This is a genomic window from Eubacterium coprostanoligenes (genome assembly GCF_900167205.1).
Taxonomy (GTDB): Bacteria; Bacillota; Clostridia; order Oscillospirales; family Acutalibacteraceae; genus Eubacterium_R; species Eubacterium_R coprostanoligenes.
In genome coordinates, this window is the sequence record NZ_FUWW01000002.1 from 13,792 (window position 1) to 30,453 (window position 16,662).

The 16,662-nt window shown below is 41.4% G+C and carries 16 protein-coding genes; 10 read left to right on the forward strand and 6 right to left on the reverse strand.

Going from position 1 to position 16,662, the window contains the following annotated elements; translation table 11 throughout:
• Positions 1–3 precede the first annotated feature (3 nt).
• The 8 genes from B5D29_RS00820 to alr all read left to right on the forward strand — a co-directional run bounded on the left by B5D29_RS00820 (position 4) and on the right by alr (position 7,214).
• On the forward strand, positions 4–741 hold the full coding sequence (locus B5D29_RS00820) for an ABC transporter ATP-binding protein (protein WP_078767678.1): 738 nt from the start codon (positions 4–6) through the stop codon (positions 739–741).
• Between the two features lie 166 nt (positions 742–907).
• Complete coding sequence (locus B5D29_RS00825; protein ID WP_078767679.1) at positions 908–1,750, forward strand: aminotransferase class IV; 843 nt, start codon at positions 908–910, stop codon at positions 1,748–1,750.
• On the forward strand, positions 1,750–2,808 hold the full coding sequence (locus B5D29_RS00830) for a DUF4392 domain-containing protein (RefSeq protein WP_078767680.1): 1,059 nt from the start codon (positions 1,750–1,752) through the stop codon (positions 2,806–2,808). Before B5D29_RS00825 ends, B5D29_RS00830 begins: the two co-directional genes overlap by 1 nt.
• The gene (pxpB, locus tag B5D29_RS00835) at positions 2,805–3,530 is read left to right on the forward strand and encodes a 5-oxoprolinase subunit PxpB (protein ID WP_078767681.1); all 726 of its coding nucleotides are present in this window, start codon (positions 2,805–2,807) and stop codon (positions 3,528–3,530) included. Before B5D29_RS00830 ends, pxpB begins: the two co-directional genes overlap by 4 nt.
• Positions 3,527–4,456, forward strand: a complete 930-nt coding sequence (locus B5D29_RS00840) for a 5-oxoprolinase subunit C family protein (protein ID WP_078767682.1) — start codon at positions 3,527–3,529, stop codon at positions 4,454–4,456. The genes pxpB and B5D29_RS00840 overlap by 4 nt, the downstream gene beginning before the upstream one ends.
• Positions 4,457–4,470: 14 nt before the next feature.
• Entirely contained in the window at positions 4,471–5,256 is a 786-nt protein-coding gene (locus B5D29_RS00845) for a putative hydro-lyase (RefSeq protein ID WP_078767683.1), read from the forward strand.
• A gap of 51 nt (positions 5,257–5,307) precedes the next feature.
• Positions 5,308–6,063, forward strand: coding sequence for a 5-oxoprolinase subunit PxpA (locus B5D29_RS00850; protein ID WP_078767684.1), 756 nt, complete (start codon positions 5,308–5,310; stop codon positions 6,061–6,063).
• Entirely contained in the window at positions 6,063–7,214 is a 1,152-nt protein-coding gene (gene alr, locus B5D29_RS00855; protein ID WP_078767685.1) for an alanine racemase, read from the forward strand. Before B5D29_RS00850 ends, alr begins: the two co-directional genes overlap by 1 nt.
• A gap of 87 nt (positions 7,215–7,301) precedes the next feature.
• On the opposite strand, the gene B5D29_RS00860 is transcribed toward alr, so the two are convergent.
• From B5D29_RS00860 to B5D29_RS00885, 6 genes are all read right to left on the reverse strand, one after another.
• Positions 7,302–8,651, reverse strand: coding sequence for an LCP family protein (locus B5D29_RS00860; protein ID WP_078767686.1), 1,350 nt, complete (start codon positions 8,649–8,651; stop codon positions 7,302–7,304).
• Positions 8,635–9,420 (reverse strand): class B sortase, encoded by a 786-nt coding sequence (locus tag B5D29_RS00865; protein ID WP_078767687.1) that lies wholly within the window; start codon positions 9,418–9,420, stop codon positions 8,635–8,637. Before B5D29_RS00865 ends, B5D29_RS00860 begins: the two co-directional genes overlap by 17 nt.
• 61 nt (positions 9,421–9,481) lie before the next feature.
• The gene (locus B5D29_RS00870; RefSeq protein ID WP_078767688.1) at positions 9,482–10,027 is read right to left on the reverse strand and encodes a hypothetical protein; all 546 of its coding nucleotides are present in this window, start codon (positions 10,025–10,027) and stop codon (positions 9,482–9,484) included.
• A gap of 136 nt (positions 10,028–10,163) precedes the next feature.
• Entirely contained in the window at positions 10,164–12,014 is a 1,851-nt protein-coding gene (locus tag B5D29_RS00875) for an ABC transporter ATP-binding protein (RefSeq protein ID WP_078767689.1), read from the reverse strand.
• The gene (locus B5D29_RS00880) at positions 12,014–13,753 is read right to left on the reverse strand and encodes an ABC transporter ATP-binding protein (RefSeq protein ID WP_078767690.1); all 1,740 of its coding nucleotides are present in this window, start codon (positions 13,751–13,753) and stop codon (positions 12,014–12,016) included. The genes B5D29_RS00875 and B5D29_RS00880 overlap by 1 nt, the downstream gene beginning before the upstream one ends.
• On the reverse strand, positions 13,750–14,214 hold the full coding sequence (locus B5D29_RS00885; RefSeq protein ID WP_078767691.1) for a MarR family winged helix-turn-helix transcriptional regulator: 465 nt from the start codon (positions 14,212–14,214) through the stop codon (positions 13,750–13,752). The genes B5D29_RS00880 and B5D29_RS00885 overlap by 4 nt, the downstream gene beginning before the upstream one ends.
• Before the next feature lie 164 nt (positions 14,215–14,378).
• On the opposite strand from B5D29_RS00885, the gene rsmA reads away from it, so the two are divergent.
• Both rsmA and B5D29_RS00895 read left to right on the forward strand, forming a co-directional pair.
• Positions 14,379–15,239, forward strand: coding sequence for a 16S rRNA (adenine(1518)-N(6)/adenine(1519)-N(6))-dimethyltransferase RsmA (rsmA, locus tag B5D29_RS00890; protein ID WP_078767692.1), 861 nt, complete (start codon positions 14,379–14,381; stop codon positions 15,237–15,239).
• A gap of 2 nt (positions 15,240–15,241) precedes the next feature.
• On the forward strand, positions 15,242–16,651 hold the full coding sequence (locus B5D29_RS00895; protein ID WP_078767813.1) for an MATE family efflux transporter: 1,410 nt from the start codon (positions 15,242–15,244) through the stop codon (positions 16,649–16,651).
• Positions 16,652–16,662: the final 11 nt, after the last annotated feature.

Consider the following 16,662-nt stretch of genomic DNA (forward strand, 5'->3'; position numbering starts at 1 on the left):
TTTATGGAAATTTTAAAGGCTGAAAATATTTATAAAAGCTTCGGCGATAATAAGGTCTTAAAAGGTGCTTCGCTTACACTCAACAGGGGCGAGATTGTCAGCCTTTTGGGTGTCAGCGGCGGCGGAAAAACAACGCTGTTTAATGTCCTGTCGGGTATTCATATGCCCGACAGCGGCAAGGTTTGGTTAAACGGCGAAGATATTACGGGCAAACCCGGCAATGTCAGCTATATGCTCCAAAAAGATTTGCTTTTGCCTTACAGAAAGGTGATAGACAATGTTTCGCTTCCTCTTGTTGTCAAGGGCGTCAGCAAAAAGGATGCAAGAGCACAGGCAGAGCCTTATTTCAAAACCTTTGGTCTTGAGGGCACGCAGTACAAATATCCGTCACAACTTTCGGGAGGTATGCGTCAGAGAGCGGCTTTGCTCCGCACTTATTTGTCATCAAACGGCGTTGCACTTCTTGATGAACCGTTCAGTGCGCTTGACACGATAACAAAATCTGTCATCCACAAGTGGTATCTTGATGTTATGCAGAACATTGATTTATCAACCGTATTCATCACTCACGACATTGACGAGGCAATTTTGCTGTCGGACAGAATTTATATCCTTGCCGACGGTGTGTGTGCAAACGAAATCAAAATTGATGCACCAAAGCCGAGAACAACCGAGTTCAATCTTACAGATGAGTTTTTGAATTACAAAAGGCAAATTGTTGAAATATTACATTTGTTGTAATCTGCACAAAAATCGACCTAAAATTTCTACGCATAATATATGAATTAGCTATTTACTTTTATATTTAATAGTATTAAAATTAAAAAAGAGGGCAAGGAAGTCTTTTCGTTTATTCGGAGTTTTCTTGCGCTTTTTTTTATTGAAATCTATTTTTGGGGGAAATTTTATGAAAAATTTAGGTTACTATAACGGTAAATATGACGAAATCGAGAATATGCAAATTCCGATGCTCGACAGAGTTTGTTGGTTTGGTGACGGTGTTTACGATGCTACTTATGCTCACAACCATGTTGTTTTTGATATGGACGCCCACCTCACAAGATTTTACAATTCTGCAAAGCTCCTCGGTATGAACATTCCGATTGAGCGTGATGAACTCGACAAACTTCTTCGTGAACTTGTTTTGAAGGTTGATGACGGTGACCAGTTTGTTTATATGCAGGTTACAAGGGGTAACGGACTCAGAGGTCATATTTATCCTGAAGATATGCAGGGCAATTTGTGGATTACTCTCACTCCTGCTCATGTTGCAGATACATACAAGCCTATTGATGTTATCACTTATGAGGACAAGAGATTCTATTATTGCAATTGCAAAACCTTGAACCTTATTCCGTCTTGCCTTGCTGCAACAGCAGCAGACAGAGCAGGTTGTCAAGAGGCTATCTTCCACAGAGGAGATTTGGTAACAGAGTGTGCACACTCAAATGTTTCTATTTTCAAGGACGGCAAGGTTATCACTCATCAGCTTGATGACAAAGTACTTCCGGGTACTGCAAGAATTCGTCTTCTTGCTTTTGCAAAGAAACTCGGCTATAGCGTTGAAGAAAGAGATTACACTCTTGATGAACTTATGAATGCCGATGAAATTATTGTTCATTCAACAGGTTCATTCTGTATTCCTGTAAAGACTGTTGACGGCAAGCCGGTAGGCGGTAAAGCACCTGAAATGCTCAAGACAATTCAGGACGCTTTGGTTAAAGATTTTGAGGAGCAGTGCAAAGCATAATGAACAGAACAGAACTTACAAAACTTAATGTCGGCTACAATCTCGACTGGCTGATGAATCTTGATCCGAGAGGATACGGTGTGTGCCGTATTCTTTATGACGGTGCAATTAAATACACAGGCAAGCCTCTTTCGCTCAACGGTGCAGAGGGACTTGTGCAGAACATCAAAAAGGGAGAAAAAGTGTTTATCCTCACAGGTTTTGTTCTTCTTCCGTGGAATGAGGCTGAAACAGACGGTATTATTTCTTCAACCGTGTTTGCTCGATTTGTTATGCGTGCTTTTGGCGCAAAGCCTGTTATGATTGTTCCTGACCAGTGCGAAAAATCAATCAAGGCTATGAGCGAGGTGCTCGGCGTTGATGTTACTTATGATATAGACAATATTCCGGACAACACAATTTGCATTGTCACCTTTACAAAGGACAAGGCAAAAGAGGCTGAACAAACAGCGGAAATTCTTTCTCACGGGCTTCCTTGTGCTATCATTTCAAACGAAGCACCGGGCAGAAACAAAAACGGCTATTATCACAACGCAGTCGGTGTAAACACAACTGATGTTGAGGCAAAATATGATGTCCTTTTCAGAGAATGTCAAAACAGAGGTGTGTACAATCTTTCTATCGGTGACCTTGGCAACGAGCTTGGCATGGGCACAATTGAGGAACACATCAGAAAATATATCCCATATGCCGAGGAGGGTGGTTGCAAGGCAGGCACAGGCTTTGGCATTTTGGCAGACACAGCTGCGGACAACATCATCACTGCAACTGTCAGCGATTGGGGTATGAATGCTCTTATGGCTTGCACAGCTTTCCTTTTGGACGATGTTAGCCTTTTCCACACCGAGGAAGAGGAGTCGGCTGTTATGGATGCTGCCGCAAAGGCAGGTATGCTTGATATGTACGGCGAAGCAAGACCGTATATTGACGGTATCGGCAAAAACATTATTTTGCCTATGATTTCCTTGATGAAAGGTCTTATCGAATATCCTCATACTGTTGAGGATAAAACAACCGCTTGGTTTGAAACAACACTTAAAAAAGGATTTTTCGGATGATATATTCATTTTTGCAAAACGGTGACAGTGCGGTTACCGTACAGTTTAAAAATGAAATAAGCAGAGAGGTCAATGCGTATGTGACCTCTCTTTGCGCCGAAATCGAGCAAGCAGGGATAAAGGGTGTTACCGAATATATCCCAACATTTTGCTCGGTGTCGGTGCTTTATGATTGTACCGAAATCAGCGCAAAAAAGCTGAAAAATACCCTAGCAAAGATACTGAAAAATATCAAAGTCGCTTCAAGCCGAAAGGCAAGACTTTTTGAAATTCCTGTGTGCTATGACGATTGCTTCGCTCTTGATATGGGTAATGTTTGCGAACATTCGCACCTCACACGGCAGGAAGTTATTGAGCGACACAGTGGCAGAGATTATCTTATCTATATGCTTGGCTTTTTGCCGGGATTTGCTTATCTCGGCGGTATGGACGAAAGCCTTGCAACACCTCGCCTTGATTCGCCGAGGTCGGAGATTTTTGAGGGTGCTGTCGGTATCGGCGGTGAGCAAACAGGCATTTATCCCGTTGTTTCTCCGGGCGGATGGCAACTTATCGGCAAAACTCCCCTCAAGGTTTATGACAAGGAAAGAGAAAATCCGATTTTGTATTCCGCAGGTGATTACATTCGTTTTGTGCCTGTTGATTTGGACGAATTCAAGCGAATTGAACAGCAGGTTCAAAGTGGCGAATATCAGGTTAAGGTTACGGAGGCAGAATTATGATAGAGATTATTACTCCGGGAATTTTGACCACCGTGCAGGACTTCGGCAGGGTAGGGGTTATGAAAAACGGCTTCACCCAAAACGGCGCAATGGATAGATATTCTATGACGGTTGCCAACCGATTGTGTGGCAATTGCGACAGTGCGCCTGTTCTTGAAATGACTGTGCTCGGCGTTACTGCAAGATTTACGCAGGATACTGTGATTTGCGTTTCAGGTGCGGATTTTGGCGCAAAAATAAATGACAAGCCGATAAAAAGAAACAAGGCTTACAAGATAAATAAAGGCGACATTCTTTCTATGGGTGCGGCAAAAAGCGGTATGCGTGCTTATCTTGCCGTTGCAGGCGGAATAGTCGGAGAATATGTTTTTGGCAGTACTTCAACAAATTTGAAGTTTGCTTTTGGCGGATACAATGGCAGAAAACTGCAAAGCGGAGATGTTCTTTCAATCGGAACGGGTGCGTTCCACCTCGGCGATATTGACAAGTGGGAAATTCCTGAATCTGAATACAGCAAAGATGCTCAGCTTCGTGTTGTTTTAGGTCCGCAAAATGATATGTTCACAGACGAGGATATAAGGCTTTTCCTGTCGCAGGAGTATGAAGTTACTGCTCAGTCGGACAGAATGGGTATAAGGCTTTCAGGCGAACCGCTCAAGTCGAAAAACGGTATGGATATTATATCCGACGGCATAGTTTTCGGTTCTGTTCAAGTGCCGAATTCGGGCGAGCCGATTATTCTTATGGCAGACCATCAAACAACGGGCGGTTATGCAAAAATTGCAACTGTAATCAGCGTTGACTTGCCTCGTGCGTCACAACTTTTGGCAGGAAACACGGTCAGATTTAAGAGCGTTACCGTTGAGGAAGCAGAGCAAGAAGCCAAAAAACAAAAACGATTTTTTGATAATTTATATATGTTTTGATTTTAGGAGTGAATATGGATTATTCAGCAATGCACCCTCAGGAAGTGAAAAAACTTATCCGTGAGGGCAAAATTGATTTTCAAACATCAGGTATGTGCGCAGGCTATGCGCAGGCAAATCTTTGCATTTTGCCAAAGGACTATGCTTTTGATTTTCTCCTTTTTTGTATGCGTAACCCAAAGCCGTGCCCAATTTTAGAGGTCGGCGATGTCGGCTCAAGAGAGTTCAAGGCTATGGCAAGCGAGGGAGATGTGTGCACGGATTTTCCAAAGTACAGAATTTGGAAAAACGGTGTACTTGAAAAAGAAGTTACAGACATTTCCGAATATTGGCAAGATGATTTTGTATACTTCCTCATCGGTTGCAGTTTCAGCTTTGAGAGCGAAATGCTCGAGGCGGACATTCCTGTGCGTCATATAGAGGAAAATGTAAATGTGCCGATGTTCAATACAAATATTGAACTTGCTTCGGCAGGTGCATTCCACGGGAATATGGTTGTTTCAATGCGTCCGATACCAAATGATTTGGTTGTCAAGGCGGTTGAGGTTACGGCTGCAATGCCAAAAGTTCATGGTGCACCTATTCAAATCGGCAACCCTGAAGCCATTGGCATTTTGGATGTCAATCATCCTGATTATGGCGACAGCGTTACAATCAACGAGGGTGAAGTGCCGGTGTTCTGGCCGTGCGGTGTAACCCCTCAAAATGCTGTTATGCAAACAAAGCCACCGATTGCAATTACTCACGCACCGGGGCATATGTTTATCACAGATGTAAAAAATGTTGCGTTGAAGTATTAATTTGCGTAGCGTTTATATCTGTTTTATTAGAATTTATTAAGGAGTTTATAGATGTATTTTGTAGATTTAAACTCGGATTTAGGCGAGGGAGCTGCTTTTGATTCGCAGATTATTCCCTTGATTACTTCAGCAAATATCGCTTGCGGATTTCACGCAGGTGACAGCAATATTATGAATACAACCGTTGCTTTGTGCAAAGAGAATTCCGTTGCGTTTGGCGCTCATCTGGGCTATTTGGACAAGGAGAATTTTGGCAGAACAAATATGACCTTGTCACCTGAAGAAGTGTACAACATCACTCTTTGTCAGCTTGGCTCACTTTCAGCCTTTGCAAAGGCACAAGGCGTGAAGATGCAACATGTCAAGCCTCATGGAGCAATGTACAATATGGCGGCAAAGGATATGGAAATGTCGCTTGCCATTGCAAATGCAATCAAGGATTTTGATTCGTCATTGATTTTGCTTGCTCTTTCAGGCTCAAAAATGATTGAGGCGGCAAAACAGGTCGGCATAAAATATGCCAGCGAGGTTTTTGCCGACAGAGCATACGAGGCTGACGGCTCGTTGCGTAAAAGAACACTTGAAGGCTCAATGATTACCGATGAAAACGAGGCTATATCTCGTGTTATTCGTATGATAAAAGAAGGCAAGGTTACCGCTTACACAGGCGAGGAAGTGCCTATTGAGGCTCACAGCGTTTGTGTCCATGGTGACGGCGAAAAGGCACTTGATTTTGTTCATGCACTCAACAAGGCTTTTGCCGAAAATGATATAAAAACAGTGCCACTTTCAGAGGTGATTGAATAATGTACTTTAGAACACAGGCAAAAATTGATTTGGATGCCGTTGAATATAATTACAACAACACTCGTGCCAAATTGCCGCAGGGTTGCAAACTTTTGGGAGTTATTAAAGCTGATGCTTACGGTCACGGTGCAGTTGAACTTGCAAAATTTTTGCAGGGCAAATGCGATTTCTTCGGTGTTGCTTGCATCGAGGAAGCCGTTGAACTAAAAAAAGCCGACATAAAAACCCCGGTTTTAATTTTGGGCTATGTCGCTCCTGCGTTTTATGATTTGGTTGTGAAATATGACATTCGTATTCCTGTTTTTTCATACGACACGGCAAAGGCTTTGTCTGATGAAGCGGTTAAGCAGGGCAAAACTGTTTTGTTTCATTTTTGCATTGATACGGGAATGAGTCGTATCGGTTTTCAGGTTAATGAGGAAAGTGCTGATGTTTGCAAAAAAATTTGTGCTTTGCCGAACATTGAAGCCGAGGGACTTTTCTCTCACTTTGCAACGGCTGATGAGACGGATTTGACAAAAGCACTTGCACAGCGAGAAAAGTACAAGGCTTTTGTTGAGATGCTTGAAAATAGGGGGATTCAAATCCCGATTAAGCACTTGAACAACAGCGCAGGCATTATGAATTTTGATGAATATTTCGATATGTGCCGAATGGGAATTATTCTCTACGGTCTTTATCCGAGCGAGGAAGTTGACAAGTCGCTTCTCGACATCAAACCTGTTATGTCGTGGCTCACTCACATTTCGCACATTAAAACTCTTGAGGCGGGCAGAGAAGTGTCCTACGGCGGAACATTCAAAACAACCGAGCCGAGAGTGATTGCAACCATCCCTGTTGGCTACGCTGATGGCTATCCTCGTTGCCTTTCAAACAAGGGCAGAGTAATCATCAACGGTCAATATGCACCGATTGTCGGCAGAGTTTGTATGGATCAGTTTATGGTTGATGTCACCGATGTTGACGGCGCAGAACTTGACAGCACCGTAACTTTGGTCGGCAAAGACGGCGACGCTGAACTATCTATGGAAGAAGTTTCAAATTCTGCTTACTCGTTCAACTATGAACTTCCGTGTCGAGTTGCACGCAGAGTGCCGAGGACTTATTATAAAGACGGCAAATTTGTAAAAGCCACAAATTATATGTACTAATATGATATTGAAAAAAGAAAAAATGCTGTAAGTTTGATGCCTACAGCATTTTTGTTTATATAAGAGACTTTATCGACAGCCTTATTTTTAGTCAATTTGAATATAATATGTGTTCAACACAGCTTCCATAACACTGTCCTCATCAGGAGTGAATTCGGCAATAACAGCATCAGGATATTTGGTGTGCTTGGTTTCGGTCATTGAACCAGTGATAGTGTAGGTTTCAAACGAGTCGATACCTTTGTCAAGCACGGTTGATGCAAGATAGGTTGCGTTGTTCAATGTGATGTTTGTTTTGCTGTATTTTGATGCTGTGTTGTACAAATCGGTAACAACACCAAAATCTTTCTTAACTGCAGGAATAAGCTGTTGCGCAAATGCTTTTACATATTGCTCAATTCTTGCAGAGCGGTTGAGCGAAGCTTCAAGATAGTCCATATCTCTTGTTCTGACATATGCTTCTGCCATATCACCTTTGAGTGTAACGGTTTGTCCCTTGATTATGCCCTTGTCAGGCACGCTGTATTGTGCTTCAAGAGTAACACCGCCGATTGCATCATTGATTGGTGCAACACCCTCAAGGTCAAGTGCAAAATACTTGTTGATAGGCACATTGTATAGAATTCTGCTGATAGCCTTTGTCACATTTTCACAGCTCTTTTCCTTGCCGTCACCGTAGGCATATGCAAGACAAAGCTGAACATTGTCTGTGCTCAAGAAAACGCCTGTGTCATTGTAGACATCAACATCTACCATTGTGTCACGAGGAATGTTGATGATTTTGACAGCTCCGTTTCCGGTGTCAACCGTAACAACAACATCTGCGTCTGCACATCCCACAAAGTCTGCATCGTTTTTGCTCAACATCTCTCTTTGGTCAATGCCCATAAATGCAATAGACACAACATTTTCGTTGAATGCGTATTTGTGACCTTTGTATGTGATGATTTCATCGTGATTTTTGTCGGTAATTGTCGCAGAAACAAAATCATTTTTACCCTTGTATTTTATATAGGATAACGCACCCTCGATTCCGCCGACCAAAATTGCAATTATCAAAATTATGACAAACGGAACTTTAATCCATTTGCTCATATTCTTCCACTTTCTTTTCAACTTTCTTGAAGCTGATGATTTGTGCTTGTGACTTTTGTGATGTTTTGATGAATGTGACGAGTGGTGTGAATGAGAATGACGGTGCTCACCGCTTGATGAATGATGGTGGTGATGGTGGTGATGGTGTCTGTGCTCCATTTCGTCAGCAGTTTTTTCAACAATTTTGTTTAATTCGTTGGTTTGAGTTTGAATATCATTTTGCGTTTTATTGCTGATTGACGACTGTTCAACTTCTATGATTTTGTTTTCATCATATCCGCCGTTGAAGAGTATATCCTCACTCTCGTTTGAATTTAAATTTGGATCAATTGGTTTTTTCATTCTTAACTAATACTCCGCATACTAAATATCTGTTGCTTTTTTGTCCTGTAAAGCAAGTGGACAATACCACAATATTATCGTCTATCGTGATTTCTTTGTCAAGAGAATTTGAAACATTTTTGTTAGAAGATGTTGGATTTTGAACCATTTCAATGAATTCTTTGAAAATGTTGTCATCGTGGAAATCAAAACTGTTCATGATATGCCTGTCGTCATATTTAAACGCAGATACAATTCTGTATGTCAGTTTTTCGTTAGCTGTGTAAATCACGAATTTTTTGTGCTTTTCAAAGAAATCTTGCTTTTCAAATCTGTGAAGCGTTGTGAAATAGGTGTCGCCGTAGCCGTTGTGACCGTAAATAACCGTCACTCTGTCGGTAAAATCCTTTTTGTTCATACTTTGTGTATATACAGCACCGCTTGATGAATAGCTTTTGTCTGTTGCGCTGTGCTTGAGATAAAATGCGTCATCCGTGCTGCTTTGAACAATAGGGTAGTTTACCTTTGTTCCCGGCACTTTTATCCAAGCGTAGATTTCTTTATTCTTCTTTTTTAATGAATCAAAATCAATTTTGTTCGCAACTGTTGCTTGTTCAGTTGATGTTTGAGTTGTTGTTGATGATGTAAGTTCGGCATCTTTATTTTTTGCATTTTGGATTGAAATAGCTTGAAACAGCATTATTCCAACTCCTACAACAATCAAAATAACTGCCAAGAGGACAATTATTTTTCTTGTGCGACCGCCCGAACTTTTGTTGTCGTTATTCATTGTACTCACCTTTAAAAAAGAACCCGTAACAATTGTTACAGGTTCTTGATTGATTTAAGAATTAGTCTTTTTTCTTCTTTGAAATTGCAAGCAATGCTACACCTGTACCTGCCATAGCGATACCAGCCATTGCAGCACCTGTTGCAGGTGAAGTGTTGCTGTTGTCTTTGTTTGCTGTGTCGTTGTCGTTTTCGTCAACTTCACCGTCTTCTTTTGAAGCGGTTGAGTTCTTAACAACAGCGTTTGCAACAAGTTTCTTTTTCTTACCTGATTCGGTAAGTTCGATTACAATCTTGCTGTTGTCATCAGACATTGAAAGAACAGAGTAGTCAACGCCTTCAATCATGTTAGGAAATTCCCAGTCAATAACTTCGCCCTTACCTGAATAAGAGAAAGTGTATTTGTAATCTTCTTTTGTATAGGTGACATCTGATGATTTTTCTGAGTTAACTGTAATAATAACAGGCTCTGTATCAACTGCAGGCTTTGTTGTAACCTCTGATGAACCAGGGCTTGATACACCGGCTGCCATAACAGGCATTGCACTGATAGCGCCTGCTGAAATCAACATAACTGCTGACAAAGCAATAGAAATAAACTTTTTCATAATAACACCTCAATAAACATTAAATATTCATTCGTATACATTTACTCACTATAAGTTAACTTGATTATAACACGAAGTCTATTATTTGTAAAGGTTTTTTTTAATATTTTGTAAATTGTAAATATTTTTTTACTTTTTACGATAATTGTGCTTTTCCGGTGCAAAGTTCATAGTATCTGCCTTTGAGCGCAAGCAGGTCGTTGTGGTCGCCACGCTCAATGATTTCGCCGTTTTCAAGAACCATAATTGCGTTTGAATTTCGAACAGTTGAAAGTCTGTGGGCAATTACAAATACCGTTCTGCCAATCATAAGTCTGTCCATACCGTGCTCGATGTGCGCCTCCGTTCTTGTGTCGATTGATGAGGTCGCCTCGTCAAGAATCATAACAGGCGGGTCTGCAACCGCAGCTCTTGCAATTGCAAGAAGTTGGCGCTGACCCTGGCTGAGGTTTGCACCGTCTGATGTAATGACTGTGTTGTAGCCGTCCGGAAGATGCTTGATGAATGAATGTGCACTTGCGAGTTTTGATGCTTCGACACATTCTTCATCGGTTGCGTCAAGTCTGCCGTAGCGGATGTTATCCATAATCGTGCCTGTGAATAGGTGAGTGTCTTGAAGCACCATTGCAAGAGAACGGCGCAAATCAGATTTCTTAATTCTCTTGATATCGATTCCGTCATAGGTTATTGTGCCCTCTTGAATGTCGTAGAATCTGTTGATGAGGTTTGTGATTGTTGTTTTGCCTGCACCTGTTGAGCCAACAAACGCAATCTTCTGTGCCTGCTTTGCGTAAAGATTGATGTCGTGGAGAACAATTTTGTCTTCAACATAGCCAAAGGTTACATCCTTGAAAACAACTTCGCCCTTAACAGGAATTTTTTTGTCGCCGTCAATCCAGTTCCAAATCTTGCCGTTTTCGGTTGCTTCTTCTTCAAGAGTAACAGTGCCGTTGTCAATTTCACTTTCGGTGTCCATAACAGCAAATACTCGTTCTGCACCTGCAAGGGCAGAGAACACATTGTTCATTTGGTTCATAATTTGGTTGATAGGTTGGGTGAACTGTTTTGAATAGCTGAGGAAGGTGAAGAATGTACCTATGCTCATACCTTTTGTCAAAACAAGAAGTCCGCCCGCAAGAGTAACGCTTGCATATGATGCGTTGTTGATTCCTGTTGAAACAGGTCCCATAATTCCGCTGTAATAGTTTGCCTTTGTGGCAACTTCACGGAAATTTTCGTTGAGCTGTTCAAAGTCGTCTTTTGCCTGTTCTTCGTGGTTGAACACCTTGACAACCTTCATTCCTTCAACTGTTTCTTCAATGTTGCCGTTCATTTCGCCAAGCGCCTTTTGTTGAGCCTTGAAGTATTTTCTTGTGCTCTTTGCAATTCTCATTGTGTTCACAATCATTATGATGAGGAACACAAGCGCAACGATGAACAATCTCCATTCAAGCGCAATCATCATAACGATGATTCCGATGAAGCTGAAAACTGATGAAACAAGCTGAACAATTGATTGCTCAAGCATCATTTGAATGTTGTCAACATCGTTTGTAAAACGGCTCATGATCTCGCCGTGTGTTTGCCCGTCAAAGAATTTCAGCGGTAATGTTTGCAAGTGGTCAAACAAATCTTTTCTTATGATGTTTGATGTTCTGTATGCAAGTTTTACCATAATTTTTGACTGCAAGAATATAAACAGTGAAGCACCAATGTAAAATGCCGAAACAATTACAAGGTTTTTAATCAACTGTTTGATACCCTCTGTGGCAAAATTGCCTGCTTGGATTGATGATGCAACATCGTCCAAAATCGGCTTTAGCCAATAAGATGCTGCCATTTGGCAAACGGTTGCCATAATGAGAGAAAGAAATACTACGAATAACAGTGCCTTGCTTTTGCCGATATATGACAAAATACGCTTTAAAGTCTTTTTTGCGTCCTTGGGCTTTTGTTCAGGCACGCCGCGTCTTTGTGGTCCCGGCATTATTCCATTACTCCTTTCTGCTGTGTTTTATAAATTTCCTGATAGATTTCGCTTGTTTGCATAAGTTCTTCGTGGTTGCCTACGCTGTCGATTTTGCCGTCATCAAGCACGATGATTTCGTCTGCTTGAGCAACCGATGAAATTCTTTGTGCAATAATCAAAACTGTTGTGTCTTTGAGTTCTTTGTAGAAACATTCTCTGATTTTTGCTTCGGTTGCTGTGTCAACGGCAGAAGTTGAGTCGTCAAGAATAAGAATTTTTGGTTGTTTGATAATTGCTCTTGCGATACAAAGTCTTTGTTTTTGACCGCCCGAAAGGTTCAAACCGCCTTGCGAAAGTTCTGTGTCGTATCCGTCAGGCTGGCTCATAATAAAGTCGTGTGCCTGTGCAGCCTTGCAAGCGGAGATGATTTCTTCATCTGTTGCGTCTTGCTTGCCCCACTTGATGTTCTCCTTGATTGTACCTGTGAAAAGTACATTCTTTTGAAGCACAACGCCTATCAATTCACGGAGAGCCTCGATGTCGTAGTCCTTAACATTGACACCGTCAACAAGAATTTCACCGCCTGAAACATCATAAAGTCGAGGAATGAGGTTCACAAGACTTGATTTGCCGCAGCCCGTTGAGCCGATAATTCCCACAACACTGCCTGCCTTTGCCTTGAAGCTGACATCTGTGAGAATGTCCATTCCGTCATTGTAGCCAAACGAAACATTTTTGAACTCAACCTCGCCCTTTGATTCTGTAGGCTTGAAAGGATTTTCAGGATTAACAATGTCAATTTCGGTGTCGAGGACTTCAACAACTCTGTCACCGCAAGCCTTTGCTCTTGTGAGCTGAAGCATAAGCATAGATACCATCATTATGTTCATAAGTACCTGTACAATGTAGTTTGCCAAAACCGAAATTTGACCCACATCCATAAGTTTGTTACTTGCGTCAATCGAGCCTTTGTAATAGATGTAAATAATTACAAAGTTCATAAGCAACATCATAATAGGCATAACCGTGATGATAAGTCCCGATGCTTTTGAGCCTTGATTTGCAAGGTCGTCGGACGCTTCGTGGAATTTATCTTTTTCTCTGTCCTCACGAACATAAGCCTTTACAACTCTGATGCCTATGAGGTTTTCCTGTACAACACGGTTGATGTTGTCGATTTTCTTTTGCATCTTTTGGAACATAGGAAAACCGAATTTGAGAATAACCGCAATGATAACAATCATAACAGGGAAGAGAACAAGCAAAATCATTGATAGCTTTGCGTTGATTGAAAATGCAAAAACAGCCGATACAATGAGTAATGCAGGTGCTCTGACTAAAATACGAAGTCCCATCATAAGTGTGTTTTGGAGCATTGTCACATCATTGGTCAATCTTGTTGTGAGTGATGATGTTGAAAATGTGTCAATGTTCTTAAATGAAAATGATGAGATTTTGTCGTACATCGCTTTTCTTAATCTGTATGAAAATTTTTGGCTTGCAACAGATGATGTTTTCATTGTCATTAAGCCACCGCAAAATCCGACAATTGCCATTATGAGCATAAGCAATCCGATTTTTCCTATTTTGAGTTTTAGGTCGGCAGGGTCGCCTGTGGAGGTTTTTACCATTTCGTACACGCTGTTTGCAACTGACGGAAGTGCAAGTTCGCACATGGCTTCAACAATCATACCCAGGGCACTTGCCACACAAAGCCAACCCAAACCTTTGAGATATTTGGATAGTTTTTTTATCATTCGGACTCCTCCTTTATAAAGTTTTCTATTATTTTGTCAAGCAAATCCGACAAAGTCGCAATTTCTTCATCCGTAAGACCGTTTGTGAGCATTTCCTCTTCTGCGTCCATCTTTTGCCTGATGTTTTCAGGAACGGCATTGCCCTTTTCAGTTAGATAAATTTCTATTCTTCTTCCGTCTGTTTTGCTTTCTCTCTTTTTAACAAAGCCGGCTTTTTCCATTCGTTTGATGCTGACCGATACGGTCGATGGTGCTGTGCCTGTTTCTTCGGCTATCTGTCCGATTGTTGCACTGCCCTGAATTTTCAGGAACATAATGATTTTGTGCTGACCGGCAAACAGTCCTTCATCGGCAACGGCTTTGTTAAAATTTACTCTTTCCATTCTCGCCACCATACCGATTCTTGGGGCAATATGTCCCTTTGGCGGAGGTGGTGGACAACAACATTTTTTCTTGTTCAAAATAACAACTCCGAAAATTATTTAGTCGGCTAATATTTAGCCGACTAAAGGTATTATAGCACAAAAAACATCAAAGTCAACACTTTATTTTTGTAAACCGCCACACTTGATATAGTATATATAATATGGTAAAATATACGGCGAAATTATCGGGAGGGCAGACTATGGATTACAATTTGTGCGATTACAACACGGTGAAAAAGATACTTTCAGCCCACGGCTTCAATTTTTCAAAAGCATTGGGTCAGAATTTTATAATTGATGACAGCGTTTGCCCAACTATGGCAGAGATGCTCAAGGCTGATGAAAAAACAGGCGTTCTTGAGGTTGGACCGGGTGTCGGCGTCCTCACAAAAGAGCTTTGCAAAAGGGCAGGCAAGGTTGTGTCTGTTGAACTTGATGAGCGTCTTTATCCTGTTTTGGAGCAGACTCTTGCCGATTATGACAATTTTGAGCTTGTCAAGGGCGATGTTATGAAAATCGACCTAAAACAGCTTATTGCGGAAAAATTTGCGGATTGCAAAACGGTCAAAGTTTGCGCAAATTTGCCGTACTATATCACTTCTCCTGTTATTATGATGCTTTTGCAGAGCAGACTTCCCGTATCGGAGATTGAAGTTATGGTTCAGCAGGAGGCGGCGGAGCGACTTTGTGCACCTATCGGCTCAAGAGAAGCCGGTGCGGTCAGCGTTGCGGTTAATTATTATGGCGAAAGTGAAATTCTTTTCAATGTCGGCAGAGAGTGCTTTATGCCAAGTCCAAAGGTTGATTCAAGCGTTATCAAGATTATAGTCAGGGATGAGCCTGAATTTGAAGTCAAAAACGAAAAGCAGTTTTTCTCGCTCGTAAAAAGTGCCTTTGCACAGAGAAGAAAAACTCTTGTCAATTCGCTTTCAAACTCACTCGGCAAGTCAAAGGCAGATGTCACAAATGCACTTGCACAGCTCGGTCTTGCTTCAACCGTAAGGGCAGAAAATCTTAAAATGGAGGATTTGGTAAATTTAACAGATTTACTTTTTGGTTGATTATGGCAAAAGAAAGAAAAAACAACACACTCGTTTTTACCGATTATTCTGTGCCAAAGGCTGTCGGAACTTTGGCAATTCCAAGTATGCTCGGTATGCTTATAAATGTTATATACAATCTTGCAGACACCTTTTTCGTAGGTCAAACAGGCGATAAAAATCAGGTAGCCGCCGTTTCGGTTGCAATGCCTGTGTTCTTGTTTTTTCTTGCAGTGGGCAACCTTTTTGGTGTAGGCGGATGTGCGTATATCAGCCGTTCACTCGGTGAGGGTAAAAAAGAAAAAATCAAGTCGATTTCATCATTTTGTACTTATATCGGTATAATCGTTGCGGCTGTGTTGTCTGCAATTTTCATTGCTTTCAAGCGTCCGATTTTGTACCTTGTCGGTGCAAGTGATTTCACAATCGACTTTGCTTGCGATTATATGTTTTGGATTGCACTCGGCGGTGTTTTCAGCGTAACAAGTATTGTTACGTGCAATCTTGTAAGAGGTGAGGGCGCTGCAAAGGAATCAATGATCGGTATGGTAATCGGTCAGGTTATAAATATTATTCTTGACCCGATTTTCATCCTTGCTCCGGGCAATAAACTTTTCGGCATAACATTGCCTTTTGGTTTTAATATGGGCGTAAAGGGTGCAGCTATTGCAACCGTTATCGGCAATATAGCTTCCGTTCTCTATTTTATTGTTTACTTTATGAGAGGCAAGTCGATTTTGTCGATTTCGACAAAAAGATTTTCGGCAAAGAACGGCATCATTAAAGGCGTTGTCAGCGTCGGACTCCCTGCTTCCCTCAACAATTTGCTTATGTCGCTTTCTAATATTGTTGTAAACATTTTCCTTGCAAAGTACGGCGACAATGCCGTTGCTGCAATGGGTGTTGCAATGAAGGCAAATATGCTTGTTGTTATGCTTCAAATCGGTCTTGCGCAAGGTATTCAGCCACTTGTAGGTTATTGCTACGGTGCAAAGAATTATCAGAGAATGAAGAAAAGTATTCGTTTTGGTATGATGTGCAATGTCCTTATCGGTGCAAGTGTAACCGTGTTCTATCTTGTTTGCAGACGACAGGTTATCGGTGTGTTCATTGATGACGAGGCTGTTATTGAATACGGTGTAAAAATGATTACCGCACTTATGGCTCCGGGCACATTCCTTGGCATAATGTTTATCATCAACTTTGCGTTTCAGGGAATGGGCAAGGGTGCTCAATCACTTGTTCTTGCAGCAGGCAGACAGGGTTTGATTTTCTTGCCGATGATGTTTATTATGAACAAGGTTGCAGGTCTTGAGGGCATTATCTGGGCACAGCCGGTTGCAGATGCTTTTTGCATTGTTTTGGCTGCTGTTATGTTCCGTGCCACAACCAAAAAACTTGAAAAAGAAGCAAAGCTCAAAACTATGGATTAATGAAAGAGTGA

Bases quoted from the DNA above. Each gene is read 5' to 3' on its own strand.
- B5D29_RS00845 (WP_078767683.1), top strand. From the start codon at position 4,471: ATGGATTATTCAGCAATGCACCCTCAGGAAGTGAAAAAACTTATCCGT.
- B5D29_RS00895 (WP_078767813.1), top strand. From the start codon at position 15,242: ATGGCAAAAGAAAGAAAAAACAACACACTCGTTTTTACCGATTATTCT.
- alr (WP_078767685.1), top strand. From the start codon at position 6,063: ATGTACTTTAGAACACAGGCAAAAATTGATTTGGATGCCGTTGAATAT.
- B5D29_RS00875 (WP_078767689.1), bottom strand. From the start codon at position 12,014: ATGCCGGGACCACAAAGACGCGGCGTGCCTGAACAAAAGCCCAAGGAC.
- B5D29_RS00870 (WP_078767688.1), bottom strand. From the start codon at position 10,027: ATGAAAAAGTTTATTTCTATTGCTTTGTCAGCAGTTATGTTGATTTCA.
- B5D29_RS00830 (WP_078767680.1), top strand. From the start codon at position 1,750: ATGAACAGAACAGAACTTACAAAACTTAATGTCGGCTACAATCTCGAC.
- pxpB (WP_078767681.1), top strand. From the start codon at position 2,805: ATGATATATTCATTTTTGCAAAACGGTGACAGTGCGGTTACCGTACAG.
- B5D29_RS00825 (WP_078767679.1), top strand. From the start codon at position 908: ATGAAAAATTTAGGTTACTATAACGGTAAATATGACGAAATCGAGAAT.
- B5D29_RS00865 (WP_078767687.1), bottom strand. From the start codon at position 9,420: ATGAATAACGACAACAAAAGTTCGGGCGGTCGCACAAGAAAAATAATT.
- B5D29_RS00840 (WP_078767682.1), top strand. From the start codon at position 3,527: ATGATAGAGATTATTACTCCGGGAATTTTGACCACCGTGCAGGACTTC.
- B5D29_RS00820 (WP_078767678.1), top strand. From the start codon at position 4: ATGGAAATTTTAAAGGCTGAAAATATTTATAAAAGCTTCGGCGATAAT.
- rsmA (WP_078767692.1), top strand. From the start codon at position 14,379: ATGGATTACAATTTGTGCGATTACAACACGGTGAAAAAGATACTTTCA.
- B5D29_RS00860 (WP_078767686.1), bottom strand. From the start codon at position 8,651: ATGAAAAAACCAATTGATCCAAATTTAAATTCAAACGAGAGTGAGGAT.
- B5D29_RS00850 (WP_078767684.1), top strand. From the start codon at position 5,308: ATGTATTTTGTAGATTTAAACTCGGATTTAGGCGAGGGAGCTGCTTTT.
- B5D29_RS00880 (WP_078767690.1), bottom strand. From the start codon at position 13,753: ATGATAAAAAAACTATCCAAATATCTCAAAGGTTTGGGTTGGCTTTGT.